Raw genomic sequence first — 15,379 nt, 5'->3', positions numbered from 1 at the left:
ATGACCTCGGCTGCGATCCGCAACGTGATCATCGGTATCGACGCCGGGACCTCGGTGATCAAGGCGGTGGCGTTTGCGCGGGATGGACGCCAGCTCGGGGATTTCGCGATTCCCAACAGCTACGCGACGTTGCCGGGCGGCCGCGTCGAGCAGGACATGGCGCGGACCTGGACCGACACCGTCGCGGCCTTGCGCGGCCTGGGCGGCACGCTGCCGGATCTGTCCCGTCGCGTCGCCGCGATCGCCGTGACCGGGCAGGGCGACGGCACCTGGCTGATCGATGCGGACGGCCATCCCGTCGCGCCCGCGCTGCTGTGGCTCGACTCGCGCGCGGCAGGGTTCGTCGAAGCCTTCCGCGGCGGCGAGCGCAATGCCGCGCACTATCAGCGCACCGGATCGGGGCTCAACGCTTGCCAGCAGGGGGCGCAACTGGCCTGGCTGCAGGCGCATGACGCAGAGATGCTGGGACGCGCGGGTACGGCGTTCCACTGCAAGGACTGGCTCTACTTCAAGCTGACCGGTGAGCGGGCCACGGACCCGTCCGAGGCGACGTTCTCCTGCGGCGACTTTCGCAAGCGCGGCTTCGACGGCGAGGCGGCGCGTCTCATCGGCATCGCTGGTTCCGCGCGCCTGTTTCCAGATGTCGTCGATGGTGTCACGACGACGCATGGCTTGACCGCGGCGGCCGCGGCGGAGACGGGCTTGCCCGAGGGCGTGCCGGTGTCGCTCGGCTATGTCGACGTGATCTGCAATGCGCTCGGTGGTGGGCTATATGATCCCACACCCGACGTCGGCTGCACGATCATCGGCTCGACCGGCATGCACATGCGGCTGGCGAACAGCGCCGACGCGGTCAAGCTGAATGCCGAGGCGACCGGCTATACGATGCCGTTCCCGGTGCCGAACCACTATGCCCAGATGCAGTCGACCATGGCTGCGACCTTGAACATCGACTGGTTGCTCGATGTCGCGCGCGGCGTGCTCGCTATGGAAGGCATCGCCCGGTCGCGCAATGATCTGATCCGGCGGCTGGACGAGCGCGTGCTCGCGGCGAAGGCGGGCGACCTGCTCTATCATCCCTTCATCTCCGATGCTGGCGAGCGCGGACCATTCGTGTCCCACGAGGCGTCTGCGCAACTGGTCGGCCTGCGCACCCGTCACGGCTACTGGGATCTGATGCGCGCCGTGATGGAGGGACTGGCCTTCGCCGCACGCGACTGCTACGCGGCGATGGGACCGCTGCCGACGGAAATTCGCCTGACCGGAGGCGCGGCACGCAGCCGCGCGCTCGGCGCAATTCTTGGCGCGGCACTCGGCAGCACGATTCGAGTCTGCCGTCGCGAGGAAGCCGGCGCGTCGGGGGCGGCGATGATCGCCACGGTCGCGACCGGACTCTACCCGGACATGATGATCTGCGCGGAGGAATGGGTGAGACCGTATCTGGATGAGCCGCAGGCGCCGGATGCGGCGCTGGCGGAGCGCTATGCGCAGCTGTTCCCGGCCTATGTCGAGGCTCGCCTCGCGGCGCGGCCGGTGTGGAAGCAGCTTGCGGCCCAGCGTGCAGGAGCCAATCATGTCTAGCTCCATCGCCATCATCGGCGACCGCTTCATGCTGCCCTCGGTGTTCGCCGAACGCATCACCGCCATCTGCGGCGACGGCGTCGACATCCGCATGCTCGAACAGCCCTGGCCGGACGAGCCGATGGAGCATGGCTATGCCGGCTCCAAGCTCGATGGTCTCAAGGAGTTCATGGGCGATCCGGATGAGCTCGCCGAATTCATCGGCGAAGCGCCGCTGCTGGTGACGCATCTCGCGCCGATCTCGCGCGCGATGCTGCAGCGGCTGCCAAGGCTCAAGTTCATCGCGGTGTCGCGCGGCGGTCCGGTCAATGTCGACATGCAGGCGGCGCGCGATCATGGCGTGCTGGTCGTCAACACGCCCGGACGAAATGCCAGCGCGGTGGCGGAGTTCACCATCGGCGCGATGCTCGCGGAGACCCGTCTGATCAGGAGCGGTCACGAGTCGATGCGGGGCGGGGAGTGGCGCGGCGATCTTTATCGCGCCGACCGGACCGGACGCGAACTCGGGGAGATGACCGTCGGCATCGTCGGCTATGGCGCGATCGGCACGCGCGTCGTGAAGCTGCTCAAGGCGTTCGGCTGCAGGATCCTTGTGACCGACCCTTACGTCCAGCTCAGCGCACAGGACCGCAACGACGGTGTCGAGCACGTCGCGCTTGCCGATCTTCTGGCGCGCGCCGACGTCATCAGCCTGCATGCCCGCGTGACGCCGGAGACCACCGGCTTCATCGATCGCGAGGCGCTGGCGAAGATCAAGCCGGGGGCGATCCTGATCAACACCGCGCGCGGTCCGCTGGTCGACTACAAGGCGCTGTTCGAGGTGCTCAGCTCGGGACGGTTGGCCGGCGCGATGCTCGACACTTTTGCGGTCGAGCCGGTGCCGCCGGACTGGCCGCTGTTGCAGCTCCCGAATGTCACGCTGACGCCGCACATCGCCGGCGCGTCCGTGCGCACCGTCACCTTTGCCGCCGACCAGGCGGCCGAAGAGGTTCGCCGCTATCTGGCCGGCGAGCCGCCGCTCAATCCCTGCTGACGACGAAAGGTTTTCGACATGAATCGCGAGGAACGGCTGATCCGCGAGAACATCATCGCCAAATGCCGATGGATGAATGCGTCGGGGCTGAACCAGGGCACTTCGGGCAACATTTCCGCCCGCTACAAGGACCGCATGCTGATCACGCCCTCGGCGACGCCCTATGACTCGATGAAGCCGGAGATGATCGCCTCGATGCCGCTCGAGGGTGAATACGGTTCCTGGGAGGGGCCGTTGAAGCCCTCGACGGAATGGCGCTTTCATCTCGACATCATGCGCGGCCGTCCGGATGTCGGCGGCGTCGTTCACACGCATTCCACCTATGCCACCGTGCTCGCCATCGCGCGCAAGCCGATCCCGGCCTGCCACTACATGATGGCGGCGTTCGGCGGCACCGACATCCGCTGCGCCGGCTATGCGCGGTTCGGCACGGCCGAATTGTCCGAGCTTGCGCTGGAGGCGCTGGAAGGCCGCAACGGCTGCCTGCTGGCCAATCACGGCATGATCGCGGTCGGCGCCAATCTCGACAAGGCGATGTGGCTTGCGGTCGAGCTCGAGACCATCGCGAAGCAATACTACCTGTCGCTCGCCCTCGGCCAGCCGCACATACTGGGTGACGCCGAGATCGCCGAGACGGCGCAGGGCTTTTCGACCTATGGCCTGCAGGAGCCGAAGGCGAAAGCGGCAAAGCCGGCCAAGGCTGCGACGAAGGCGCGTGCCGCTGCGCGCAGCAAGCCAGAGAAGAAGCGCAGCAGCAAGCGATGAATGCGACGGTCTCACGCAGCGGAACCGATCACGGTCTGTTGGACCTCGCCGTGATCGGCGGCGGCATCAATGGCGCTGGTATCGCCCGAGATGCCGCCGGCCGCGGCCTGAAGGTGCTGCTGTGCGAGAAGGACGATTTTGCGCAAGGCACCTCGTCGCGATCGGGCAAGCTGATCCATGGCGGCTTGCGCTATCTGGAGTACTACGAATTCCGCCTGGTGCGCGAAGCGCTGATCGAGCGCGAGGTGCTGTTGGCCTCGGCGCCTCACATCATCTGGCCGATGCGCTTCGTGCTGCCGCACTCGCCGGAGCAGCGTCCCGCCTGGCTGGTGCGCACAGGGCTGTTCCTCTACGACCATCTCGGCGGCCGCAAGCAGCTGCCGGCGAGCCGCAACGTCGATCTCGCGCACGAGCCGGAGGGCGCGCCGCTGCGCCCCGAGTTCCGGCGCGGCTTCGAATATTCCGACTGCTGGGTCGACGATGCCCGGCTGGTGATCCTCAATCTCGTCGATGCCGCGCAAAAGGGAGCCATCATCCTGCCGCGCACCCGCGCCGTGAGCGCACGGCGTGAGGGCGATGCCTGGCGTCTGGAGATGCGCTCCGAAGACGGCGAGGTTCAGATCGTCCGAACGAAGGCGCTGGTGAATGCCGCAGGTCCCTGGGTGCAGGACGTGGTTCAGGGTGTCGCCGGGCTCAACTCCGCGCACAATGTGCGGCTTGTCAAAGGCAGCCATCTCGTGGTGCCAAAATTCTGGAGCGGATCGCAGGCCTATCTGCTGCAGAACACCGACCGCCGCGTGATCTTCGTCAATCCTTATGAGACCGACCTGGCGCTGATCGGGACCACCGACATCGTGCATGACGGCCGCGCAGACGACGTCGCTGTCGATGGTGCCGAGATCGACTATCTGCTCGCCGTGCTCAAGCGCTATTTCCGGGCCGCGCCGGGCAAGGGGGATATCATTCACGCCTTCTCCGGGGTGCGGCCGCTCTACGATGACAACGCCGACAATCCGTCGGCGGTGACGCGCGACTACGTGTTCGAGATGCATGGTGCGCCCGGACAGCCGCCGTTGCTGTCGATCTTCGGCGGCAAGATCACGACGTTTCGCCGGCTCGCCGAGCAGGCAATGGAACGTCTCGCGCCGTGGTTTCCGCAGATGGCGCCGGCATGGACGGCGGGCGCGCGTCTTCCGGGCGGCGATTTCGGCGTGCCGTTCGATCAGTTCCTCGCCGATCTCGCAGGCGCCTATCCGGGATTGCCGCGCGATGTAGTGGCGCACTATGCGCGGCTCTACGGCACCCGTGCGCGCGATCTGCTCGGAGCGTCCCGCAACGTCGGCGATCTCGGCCGCCATTTCGGTGCCTCGTTCTATGAGCGCGAGCTCGTTTTCCTGCGCGAGCAGGAGTGGGCCGTCACGGCCGCCGACGTCCTGGACCGGCGCACCAAGCATGGCCTGCATCTGAGCCGCGCCGAGCGCGAGGCGTTCGAGCACCAGCTTTGATCGCGCCTTGACGCGTCGAGCCCCTCCGCGACCGCCGCAGCGCTTGGCGGGCGCCGATGACACGCCCCGGCAAACCGTGCTATCGAGCGCCCGCGATATGGATCGCGACGCGCCAGGAGACGCGGAATTCGGCACAATCCGGACCTTCGCCGATGCCCCCTGCGCCGATCGATTCACAATCAAACCGCCCGACGACCTCCTGAATTCGACGCCATGCCGGACCAGATCAAAGCGAGAGCCGACCATCGGCGCGGTCCGCGGCAGGAAGGCATCGTCGACGCCTGGACGAGGTTCGCGTCCGGCTCCTGGATGGACCGGCGCTGGACTCCGTGGATCATCGTGCTGAGTGGCCTCGTGCTGGCGCTGCTGTGTGATGCCTTCGTGGCCCACATGCTTTCCGTCAACTATCGGGAGACCTATCGGACCACCGAGGCGGCCAACGGAGATCTCGCCCGCGCGCTCGAAGAATACATGTTGCGCAACATCCAGGGCGTCGACGTGCTCTTGAACACGACGATCGACAGTCTCAAGCAGGACCCATCGCTGCTCACTGCCGGCAACCCGGCCCTGATCGGCGAGTTGAAGCGCAGGGTGGTGCCGTACCCCGCCGCGGGCGGCATCGTCGTGCTGGACGCGGACGGCAATCTGCTCGGCGACAGCGCCGGCAACGGAGTTCCCGGCCGTGAAAACAATTTCGCCGATCGGGCCTATTACAAGGTCCAGCGCGATGACCCCGGCCGCGGTCTCTTCATCGACGTGCCGGTGGCCTCGCGCGTGAACAGGGGTCGGTTCATCGCGGTCAGCCGCGCCTTGATGATGCCGGACGGACGATTTGCCGGCGTGATCGTCGTGGCGGTGGACTACGAGAATCTGCGGCAGTTCTTCCTGTCGCTGAACGTGGGGCAGCGCGGAACGGTGACGCTCTATCGCGACGACGGCACGATCCTGCTGCGCTCGCCGCATGCCGACGATTTCGCCGGCCGCAACGTCGGGTCCAATCGCCTGTTCAGCCTCTATCTCCCGCAGGCGCCTCACGGCAGCTTCGAGGGCAGCGGCATGACGGACGGGACGTCGCGGAGCATCAGCTATCGGCGTGTCGCCGGCCTGCCGCTGGTGGTGACCGTGGCGCGCGACCCGGTCGAGTATCTGGCCGGCTGGAAGAACAATGCGCTGTACTACAGCGCCATCGCCGCCGGCCTCAATCTGCTGATCGCCGGATTCGGCCTCGTCCTGGCGCGGCAATGGCGGCTGCGCGCGGCCTCCGAGCAGGCGCTGCGCGACAGTTTCGAGCAGCACCTGCTGGTCACGGAGAACGTGCCCGCGCTGATCGTCCAGGTCGGCGCCGATGGTGACATCCGCTATGCCAACCGTGTCGCGCGCGAATGGTATGCGCAGCCGTCCAGCGGGGTCGGTCGCAGCCGGCGGATCGACGACTACATCGACCCCGCGCGGCGAGACGAGGTGAGGCCGAAGATCGAGGCCGCGCTGGCCGGCCGAACCGCGGGCGGTGAGGAGAAGATCGCGTTTCCCGACGGCCGTGAACGCTGGTGCGAGACCATTCGCGTGCCGGATCGCAGCCAGGATGGCACGGTGCGCGGCTATTTCGTGCTGTCGGTCGACATCACCGAGCGCAAGCGCATCGAGGACGAACTGCGTCAGGCGCAGAAGATGGAGGCCATCGGCCAGTTGGCAGGAGGCATCGCGCACGACTCCAACAACATGCTGGCGGCGACGCTCGGCAATCTCGATCTGCTGCTCGACGCGCTCACGCCCGGCGAAAGCTCCCGCCGCAGCATGGTCGAGCGGGCGATCGAGGCGGCGGAGCGGGTCGCCGATCTCAACCGCCGGCTGCTCGCCTTCGCCCGCAAGCAGGCGCTGCAGCCGCAGGTCACCGACGTGAACCAGCTCGTCAACGGCATGACGACCATCCTGCAGCGGACGCTCGGCGAGAACATCGAGATCGAATTGGCGCAGGACCCGATGCTGTGGCACTGCCTGATCGATCCGACGCAATTGCAGAACGCGCTGCTCAATTTGGCGCTCAATGCGCGGGACGCAATGGACGGCGGCGGGCGCCTGACGATCGCGACGACGAATGCCGTGCTCGACCAGCCGCTCGACGACGGCGACGAGCGCATCATGCCCGGCGACTACGTGACGATCGCGGTGTCGGACCTGGGGGCCGGCATGCCGCCCGAGGTCGCGCGCCGCGCCTTCGAGCCGTTTTTCACCACCAAGGAATTCGGCAAGGGCAGCGGCCTCGGCCTCAGCATGGTCTATGGCTTTGCGCGGCAATCGGGCGGCACGGTGCTGATCGACAGCCGGGTGGCGGAAGGCACATGCGTCACGCTGTATCTGCCGAGCGCGGGGCCGGGCGCCACGGGCCGCGCGCGCGCTGGCGCAGCGCGGCTGGCGCGGCCGCAGACCGGCGAGCGGATCCTGGTGGTCGAGGACAATCCGCTGGTCGGCGCGATGGCATCGACCATGCTGACGTCGATGGGCTACAGCCCGGTCGTCGTCACCCATGCGGCAGCCGCGATCGCCGCGCTGGAGCGGCCGGACCCGTTCGCGCTGCTGCTGACCGACATTCTGCTGCCGGATGCCATGACCGGCATCGACCTGGCGCGCGAGGTGCGCCGCCGATGGCCGGAGCTGCCGATCGTCTTCATGTCCGGCTTCGCCGACCCCTCGCTGGTGCCGGAAGATTTCCGCGCGACGAGCAGGCTGCTCGCCAAGCCGTTCCGGCTCGGCCAATTGTCGGAGGCGATCGTCTCGGCCCTGGCCGGCAGGAAGGCGACGTGAGCCCTCAGCGATCATGCGGTGAGCGATCCCGTGTTCGCCCCGATCGACAGCACCGTCCGGACAAGTCGTTTCCGCCTCGCGGCGCGCAGGGCGTCCGAGCTGTGCCGGTCGTTTCGCCCTCTCGACGACGAGGGCGCGGGGAATGCCGGGTGCTGGCCGCACCCATGGCCCGCCTGCGAACAAGAATGCAGGCGGCAGGAACCACAGGTTCAGCCGAGACATCCCGGCATTCCCCGCGCGATGGTTTTCCGGCTTATACGTCCTCTCCCCGGGGACCGGCTGTCTTGCCCCCGTCACCCGCGCAACGCGAAAGCGTTGTCGCGAGCTTGGCCTCAGCATCGGGAGGCCAGGACCCTACGATTTCGCCGGCGCAACGGCTTCGTTCGTCCGCATGACCTTCGTCACGCTGCGAACCACTGCGCCCACCGCATCCCACCCCTCGTCTCGTGACGATCGCGATACGCCCCTCGTGCCGAGGCGGGACGGGGAGATACAATCATGATTTCCGATAAAGCGAAAGAGGAATATTTTCCGCGTGGGGACTGGACAAGGGTGATGTGATTGAGTCGACAGAAAAAACCGAACACTCAGCGCATCAACTTTCCCCGAGAATACCACGATGCAGAGAGCGGCCGGCCCTGAGCCGCGTGTCTGGTTCGGGCGAGACGGACGACGGCGCCAAGCTTGGGGCAGTTGACGATCTAAGGACCAATGCCCGGGCTAGAGATCCCCGTCGGACGTACTCATTGAGCCGCTCATCGATTGGCGACTTGCAAAAGCCTTGTCCAAACGCTCAGTACCATTGATCGCGTATCACAGACCCGCCTGCCAGTTGCGGACCACTTCGAGGCAGTCAGCCACGACTCGATCGAATGGTTGGTCCGCGTCGATCACGGCGTCAGCACGTAGTGGGAGTGTGTCTTGCAACTCGGCTTCGACGTGATGGGTCGACGCACGCACAAAGTCTTGACCATCCTCCCTTGATTGAACGCGGACGTTGCGCGTTCTCTCGGCGGCCCCCAGATGCAATAGGCGCGTCTTGGATGGTTTGCTCAGCTTGGCAAGTATCTCAAGAATCGCCACATGCCGGACGCCGTCGATCACAAAGTTGTCACCTGGCTGAAAGCCGCTGGCTGCAAGTACGTCGCGGCAAAATGCCACTGAATCGTCTTTGACCCGTTTCTGACCAAGGTCTTGCAACGCCTTGCGGTCGTTTGGATCGCCGCCAAGACGAGCGATCTCACTTCGCAAGTAGTCGCCAAACCCCATTCGCCCGCAGCCCAGCGCTGCGGCAACCGATGTGCTTACACTGGATTTGCCGCTACCGATCTGGCCCGAAAAACAGAGTAGCAAACTCATGCGAAGTTAAATGTCATCTGACGCGATCGCAGGGACACCCAGCCCCGCCGGTCACGTTTATCACAGCTTACCGGCAAGATTGAAGTGGGCGAATCGAGCTCAATCAATGTTGCAAAAAGAGCATCAGCACGGGAGGACCAAAATTCATCGTTCGCGCAGATACCTGCGCCAAAGCGATCTCGGATATGAACGAGCGGCTCGTGGCCGAGGTCGTAGGACCAGATACGCCTCGCAAGCGCGAGGCCGCAGATCGGCCCAGCCACCGCCTTGAGTAGAATGATGTCGCCATCGTAGATCTCTCCGTAAGGCGCGCACCGATTGCGACTGAAGCGGGACTCTATCGTCTTCTCGCCGGAGAGAACCATGGAGAGGAACGGCTCGGCAAAGATTGCAAGATGGATGCCGATCCGGCTCGTCGGCTGGACCGCGCTTGAGAGATAAGTCAGCCAGAAATGGTGGCCATCGACCTGCTCCAGGAGTTCGTTTAGCTCCACCTCCACGCTACACTCCGTTCCGTCGCATTTGTCGGCCCATTGCCCTCTTCTTGCGCCTCGATCGCCGCGAGGGCCCGCAGCTCGGTTGCGATTCGCTCAAGCGTCTCACGCTCGCGAATGGTGCCCCAGAGCCGAGGTTGGACGCCAGATCCTATTGCTTCGCCAGCGCACGAAATTGCCGCCTCAAGCACAAGCTGTGGATTATCTGTGTGAAAGATGCGATTTCCGGAGGTCCAGACTTTCGCCAGTGGACGGCGTGGATCGCGGCGGCTTACGGTTGGTAAGATATCGCCGTCGACCAACGATGTCAGACTTGCCTCGTCAGAGTTCGTCTCGTCAGCTCTCCTTATGAACAGCCGCATGCGGCCGATGCCAACTTCACGCCATTCACGACGGCCGACTGAGGATACCGGAGGCGGCCTTGTCGATGCGTAGGCCTTTCTGAACACAACGAGGTCGCCGCGGCGCCACTGCGGCGGCGGATAGATGTCGGCGGCGGCCAGGGCGTTGCGTTCGAAGAAGGGCGTTTCATAGCCGATAGCCAGCGGCGAATGGTCTATCACGACGAGTCCAAGTCGTCGGGCGAACCTCACAATGATATGCCTGTCGGTCTCCGCACTCGGCCGCGCGCCGGTGGGGGCTAGGCTGATCAGGACGACGCCTCCGGGGCGGCACGCATGCGCAGCGGCCGAAAGCATCGGACGCACGAAATCAAGGTACCAGGGTGGATCGAGAAGGACTGCATCGGCGCTCTCGCGGGGTAGGCCTCCGCTGCAGAACGCTATCGATAGCGGAGATCCAGTGGCGCGATTGAGTGCGAGGACACGATCGGTGATCCTGTTGCTCTCGGCGAGGAAGGCTAGGCGTCGGCCGATAGGCAAGGTCAACGCCTCGATGGCAAGGCCAGGCGTTCCGAACAGAAGTAAGTCGCCTTCGGCGGGCGTCAAGTCGGCCGCGCGATTGAGCAGAGAACGTGCAGCGTCAGGCGTGAATCGCCATTCGTAGTCCAATGGGTGCGGAAGCGGTAACAGCGATCGACCCTCGGCCACAGTCGTAGTGGTGATGGCCGCCTCTCGGCGAATTGAGGTCGCAACGGCAGCGTCAATTGCCTCGTCGCCTACTAGCCGCTCGACCGAAGCCAGGACCTCGGTTGGATACACACCAGGCAGCCCCCGCAAGAGCGCCGCAAAACTGATCGCGCCATCTGTGATCGCTGCCTTGGTCGCGATATCGACCCGTGATGCGAATGAGGCCTGCGACAAGGAGCGACGTGAAGCGATCATGACGGCCTCGTAAGAAGCGGCACGTCACAGATCGGCAAAGCTCGCATCTCTGGAGGAAAGCGGCGCTCAAGCTCACTGGTCCAGGCTGCAATAGCTTCCTCCTGGACAACGAGGCTTCTCTCACGAGCATCATCACGAGCGAGACGCTGTTCGACCGGCGTGAACACCTGGATCCGCAGGGGAATCACTCGGAGCGGATAGTTCGGATCAATTGCCTGGAGGCGGTCGATCAAGTCGGCGACGCAGTGAGCGACACCATCATCGTGTGGCGACGTCAACGTCACATATCCGTAGACGTCTAACCCCAGTTCCAGCACCCGCTGAAGTACCTCGAATTGGCGATTGTAATCCTGAGGCGCGGCGCGTGTATTGAAAGCGAACGAGCGGCTATCGAAGCCCTTGATGCAGCAAACGCGACCATAATTGCGGTAGCGACGCAAAAGCGCTAGGTCGTCAGGCGACAGAGCGTCGAACAGATAGGTGGTGCTAAGGTTGTCGTCCGTCCAGAGATAAGTTGTTTCGGCGAGGCCGACGTCGGCGAGCGCTCGCATCATCCAAGGCGTCCACTCGGGCACCAGGTCCGGTGATCCCCCCGAGAGGTCGATGATCCGAGGGCCATCCGGGATTTGACGATATAGGTCGACTAGTTCCGCTGCCGTGAACCACTCTGAGCGGCTGAGATCGGCTTTCAGTAGCTCCTCCGGAACGAAACAGTACCAACAGCGCCATGCACAGGCCGCGTTCTGAAACACCAGCGCGGTCATCATGTCCGGAACCGGTGCGATACCTAGCGCCCGGCAGGCCGGCGCAAGCGGGAGCGGATTCGCCGGCCAGCCCCTGGCCGTCGCCAACCGGAAATGGCGGACCCGACCGTATCCGTTGCAGTTGGCCGGAAGTGTGAGGTCGGCCTCCTGGCCCGACCCGGCGAGGCGAGAGATCAAGATTCGGCCGCCTTCGACGTCAATCGCCCGTGCGCGTAGTCGCGCTGCGAAGCGCTTGGTGTCGATGGGCTTGGCCGCGATTGTCACGGATGTGGTCCCTCCGATTCGGGCGGCAGGTCCCGGCGGCGGAGCGGCACCTTCATCGGCTCAGCCGCTAGATCGGGCAGCTTCTCATCGAGGAAGAGGTCCACGAGGGTGGCGCAATAGTCGAATTCCTCCGCTGTCAGGGGCCGACCTTTCGGAATGTTATGCCAATACTGAAGGCATGTCCGGCAGCATGTCGCAGTCGCGTGCTGCGCGTAATAGATTGCATTGCCTTCGAGGGGGGTCTGGCGACCGTCGCGAGGCGGCTCGGCGACCGCCAGATATTTTTCAAGGCGGTCGCGGGCGGCGCTCTTCAGCGCAATGCGTCCCTTTCGTTGGGCGTGGCGCATTGCTTGTTCGTCAACGGGACGATGAAAAAAGTGATGACGTATCAGCTCATGCTGAAGTGCTTCGAAGGTGTGCGCTGCGTCGCCCTTGTTACGACGGTGCAGGCGCTTCCAGTCGACTAGGTCTGCCCCGCACGCTCGGCATTTGCCGCGCTGATCAGGCGTCATCTTCTTCAGCTGCTTGAAGCAGTGCAAGTCGTTATCGCAATCGGTCGACGTGCACTTGATGTCGAGCGGCGCAGGTTTCTGAAATTCGGGCATGGCAGACCTCAATGCAGCGCTCGATCGAGCAACTGTCGATCGAGCTCGTTGTCGATGTCATAGGGGAAACGCTCGACGAAGACGTCGCGCGCAATCGTCCAGGGGTCGCTGTTATCCGCCTGCAAATTGGCTGCCGTGCCCCACCAGTTTACGCCCTGCCAGGAGAGACGGAAGGCGAGGTAGTTGGCCAACGCACCAACGCTCACTCGATTCTTCGCCGCAATCGTCGGGACGACGCTTTTCAATCGCTCCACCGAATTACGCGCAGCTTGGACACATGCCTGCGCCAACGTTTCAGCCTTACCGTCGAGCACGACTTCGCCGGCAAACTGGCTGGCGGCGATCTCCTCATTCGAATTGCGTCGTTCGGCGGAGGTCTCATCCGCCTCGATCACCTCCAGTGTAGTGGCCTCAGGGCGCTGGCCAGCATGAAAGAGTTCGTGCAGCAGATCGAACAGCCATCGTGCTTCGTGCCTAGACTTTTGTTTCAGTACAACCGCGTTGCGGCCGCCGTAGCGCCAGCAAGCGCCATGAAAAGTACCACGATCGCGAAGCGGTAGAACAACGACACCAAGATCCCAAGCGGTATGAAGCGCACTTCTAAGATCGACGGTCTTGTAGGTGTCCTGAATGCGCCGATGCATGGCTGCCGGATCAGTTGGGATTTCGGTCTTGGGCAGTGATCGTGCCCCCTTGAGCGCGACGACGACGAGATAGTTCGCGTAAGCAGCATAAAGGCTGGTTGTTGCCTGGGCGCGGTTTGCGGGCATCTTGAACCGTGCTTCGGCCGCAGCGAAGCGCGGCGCGACCAGCGCCTGCGGGCCGAAAACATTATCGCGGCTCCAACCGAAAACGCGCTCCAGGACCGTGCCTGCTCTAGCAGTCAAGGTATAGTCGTCGTCCTCGCTAGCAACCTCGCCGCTGGCACGCGCCGCATCGGCCGACGGCAACAACCGCGTCAACAGAAACTCGCGATCAAGTCCGACCTGACGCAGCTTACTGACGAGCCCACCGAAGCTATTGGGAGCCACAGGCAGAAGAATGTCGTTCGTAATGCGCACACCCAGCGCATTGGCGATCTCCCGCAGGCGCTGATAGCTGGCAGATGCGTAGCGCTCGGCCTCGTAACGCTGGATTTGCTGTTCCTTGAGTCCAAGCCGGTCCGCGAGAGCCTTCTGGCTGAGTCCGCTCGCGATTCGCGCCCGGATAAGGCCGTCGGCAAGTTCGTCGAACGAGCTTATCGAGATCACCGACAGGTCGGCGGACTTCAGGCGATCATATTCGGCAAGCTCAGCCTGCAGGTCAGCGAGCTGGCTCTCCATAGCCTCGCGTTCGGCCTGAAGCAGGCGCGGATGCACGTCCGTTCGCGACGGGCCTTTGATCATCTCGCCGATGGCCTTGCGAAAACGGTCGGCCTCGCTCCGTGTGATTTTGTACTGCCGTTCATTGGTGATCATGGCAGGCTCCCAAGGTCGATGTTGACGACGCCTTTGGGCACGCCGTTACGGTCCTTCATGAAGAAGTCGCGGTAGAGCACACCTGGGGCGGCGAGGGACGATGCCGGAAAGAGCTCACCTAGATATTTGGATTTCATAGCCGCTCGACCATTTGTGAAATCAAGCAGCACGGGGTCCAGACGATAAGGATCGACCCCTCGTGTATCCCAGGCTCCGTCATAGTCCTCCGGCAAGTCCTTCAGTGAAACGAAGCTTCCGTCGAGCAGGACCGACCGACAGCCTGCGGCGGCGAGATTTTGCAAGGCCGCCAGCAGGCCTCCGACGAGGCGGGTGCGGTGGCCATTGCAGCCGAAACGCGGCGCAACCTCGCTCCAAGGTGCATCGTGCACCCCGGGCGGCAGGTAGCCGGTCGATGAGTCGGCGTCGGGAAGCATGACACAACAATATCATTGTGTTAAATGTTCGTCAAGTGTTCTTATTCTGAGCTCGCCTTGACCTATTACGTAAGTCGACGACGGTTGCGCGGTCGCTGGGCGGACAAGCCGGAGACGCGCCTCCATGAGGATTTCAGCGTCGGACGACCAAAAGCGGGACGCCTGCCGAACGCTCGCGAGGTGCGGCCTGAAGAAAAAATTCCCTCCTAAAAAGGTCCGCGCGTGATGAGCACAGTTGATCGTGCAGCAGAGCGCTATGGGTGCGGCGAAGACCCCAATAGGAGACTCCTGGCCGTCACTCCACCGCATCCTTCCTCGCGATCCGGTGCAGCTGCTCGAACAGATCGGCCTGCTCACTCGTGCAGAGACACACGCCCTGCGCCGACTCCGCCTCGCCGGCGTTGAGGTAGGCGTGGCCCATGGTGCTGTCGAGATACATGCCGTCGCCCTCGTGCAGGATCTCCGGCGCGTAGAACTCGGTGTGGACGGCGATGGTGCCGCGGGTGACGAGGAAATACTCCTCGCCGCTGTGGCGGAGCAGGGGGCCGAACTCCTCGAGCGTGCGGGCGCGCACCTCGGCGATCATCGGCACCATGCGCTTTCCGATCAGGTCGGTGCATTGATAGGTGTAGGTGTAGAACCTGGTGTTGACGATCTGGCCCTGGCCGGCGCGGCTGACGCTGCGGCGGGCGGTCACCGGGCGACCCGCCTCGGGGCGCGGCGTCGTTGGGCTGAACAGCTCGGCGATGTCCATCTGCAGGCCCGAGGTGAGCTGCAGCAGCTTGTCATAGGTCAGCGACATCAGGCCGTTCTCGACCTTGGACAAGGTCGACAGCGCCATGCCGGTCTTTTCGGCGACCTGCTTCAGGGTCAGGCCGCGCGCCTGCCGGGCCGCCTTCAGGCACTGGCCGAGCTGGGAGTGGGGGCCTTCGGTCGACGCGCTGATGGCGGTGTCTGTCAAAGCGATCTCCGGAAAATCCGTTAGCGGATCAGGCGTGTCGAGATCCGAGCAGCCCGGACAATCTCGGCCCAT

13 protein-coding genes are annotated in these 15,379 nt (G+C 64.2%); 5 read left to right on the top strand and 8 right to left on the bottom strand.

All coding sequences use genetic code 11. The annotated features are described in order from the left end of the window. From QX073_RS21275 to QX073_RS21255, 5 genes are all read left to right on the top strand, one after another. The gene (locus QX073_RS21275; RefSeq protein WP_315753012.1) at positions 1–1,581 is read left to right on the top strand and encodes an FGGY-family carbohydrate kinase; all 1,581 of its coding nucleotides are present in this window, start codon (positions 1–3) and stop codon (positions 1,579–1,581) included. Further along, positions 1,574–2,614, top strand: coding sequence for a 2-hydroxyacid dehydrogenase (locus QX073_RS21270; protein WP_315718348.1), 1,041 nt, complete (start codon positions 1,574–1,576; stop codon positions 2,612–2,614). The genes QX073_RS21275 and QX073_RS21270 overlap by 8 nt, the downstream gene beginning before the upstream one ends. 18 nt (positions 2,615–2,632) lie before the next feature. Further along, the gene (locus QX073_RS21265) at positions 2,633–3,379 is read left to right on the top strand and encodes a class II aldolase/adducin family protein (protein WP_315827284.1); all 747 of its coding nucleotides are present in this window, start codon (positions 2,633–2,635) and stop codon (positions 3,377–3,379) included. Continuing rightward, the gene (locus QX073_RS21260; protein WP_315827283.1) at positions 3,376–4,884 is read left to right on the top strand and encodes a glycerol-3-phosphate dehydrogenase; all 1,509 of its coding nucleotides are present in this window, start codon (positions 3,376–3,378) and stop codon (positions 4,882–4,884) included. Before QX073_RS21265 ends, QX073_RS21260 begins: the two co-directional genes overlap by 4 nt. A 213-nt stretch (positions 4,885–5,097) precedes the next feature. Then, positions 5,098–7,686 carry an ATP-binding protein gene (locus tag QX073_RS21255; protein WP_316193091.1) on the top strand — a complete coding sequence of 863 codons (2,589 nt, stop codon included), beginning with the start codon at positions 5,098–5,100 and terminating at the stop codon, positions 7,684–7,686. 813 nt (positions 7,687–8,499) lie between these two features. Here the strand turns inward: QX073_RS21255 and QX073_RS21250 are convergent. The 8 genes from QX073_RS21250 to QX073_RS21215 all read right to left on the bottom strand — a co-directional run bounded on the left by QX073_RS21250 (position 8,500) and on the right by QX073_RS21215 (position 15,307). Next, complete coding sequence (locus QX073_RS21250; protein WP_316226309.1) at positions 8,500–9,045, bottom strand: AAA family ATPase; 546 nt, start codon at positions 9,043–9,045, stop codon at positions 8,500–8,502. Continuing rightward, complete coding sequence (locus tag QX073_RS21245) at positions 9,042–9,545, bottom strand: hypothetical protein (protein ID WP_316226308.1); 504 nt, start codon at positions 9,543–9,545, stop codon at positions 9,042–9,044. Before QX073_RS21245 ends, QX073_RS21250 begins: the two co-directional genes overlap by 4 nt. Next, the gene (locus QX073_RS21240) at positions 9,530–10,822 is read right to left on the bottom strand and encodes a hypothetical protein (protein WP_316226307.1); all 1,293 of its coding nucleotides are present in this window, start codon (positions 10,820–10,822) and stop codon (positions 9,530–9,532) included. The genes QX073_RS21245 and QX073_RS21240 overlap by 16 nt, the downstream gene beginning before the upstream one ends. Beyond that, entirely contained in the window at positions 10,819–11,850 is a 1,032-nt protein-coding gene (locus QX073_RS21235) for a radical SAM protein (protein WP_316226306.1), read from the bottom strand. The genes QX073_RS21240 and QX073_RS21235 overlap by 4 nt, the downstream gene beginning before the upstream one ends. Then, positions 11,847–12,455: a DUF4186 family protein gene (locus tag QX073_RS21230; RefSeq protein ID WP_316226305.1), complete on the bottom strand. Its 609-nt coding sequence runs from the start codon at positions 12,453–12,455 to the stop codon at positions 11,847–11,849. The genes QX073_RS21235 and QX073_RS21230 overlap by 4 nt, the downstream gene beginning before the upstream one ends. An 8-nt stretch (positions 12,456–12,463) precedes the next feature. Next, complete coding sequence (locus QX073_RS21225) at positions 12,464–13,912, bottom strand: helix-turn-helix transcriptional regulator (RefSeq protein WP_316226304.1); 1,449 nt, start codon at positions 13,910–13,912, stop codon at positions 12,464–12,466. After that, positions 13,909–14,346: a DUF6932 family protein gene (locus QX073_RS21220; protein WP_316226303.1), complete on the bottom strand. Its 438-nt coding sequence runs from the start codon at positions 14,344–14,346 to the stop codon at positions 13,909–13,911. The genes QX073_RS21225 and QX073_RS21220 overlap by 4 nt, the downstream gene beginning before the upstream one ends. A 295-nt stretch (positions 14,347–14,641) precedes the next feature. After that, complete coding sequence (locus QX073_RS21215; protein ID WP_316193090.1) at positions 14,642–15,307, bottom strand: XRE family transcriptional regulator; 666 nt, start codon at positions 15,305–15,307, stop codon at positions 14,642–14,644. Between the last annotated feature and the right edge of the window lie 72 nt (positions 15,308–15,379).

This window comes from Bradyrhizobium sp. SZCCHNS3052, assembly GCF_032484495.1.
Classification (GTDB): Bacteria; Pseudomonadota; Alphaproteobacteria; order Rhizobiales; family Xanthobacteraceae; genus Bradyrhizobium.
The sequence above is the reverse complement of the archived record's forward strand: the minus strand, read 5'-3'. Positions and strand labels throughout refer to the sequence as shown.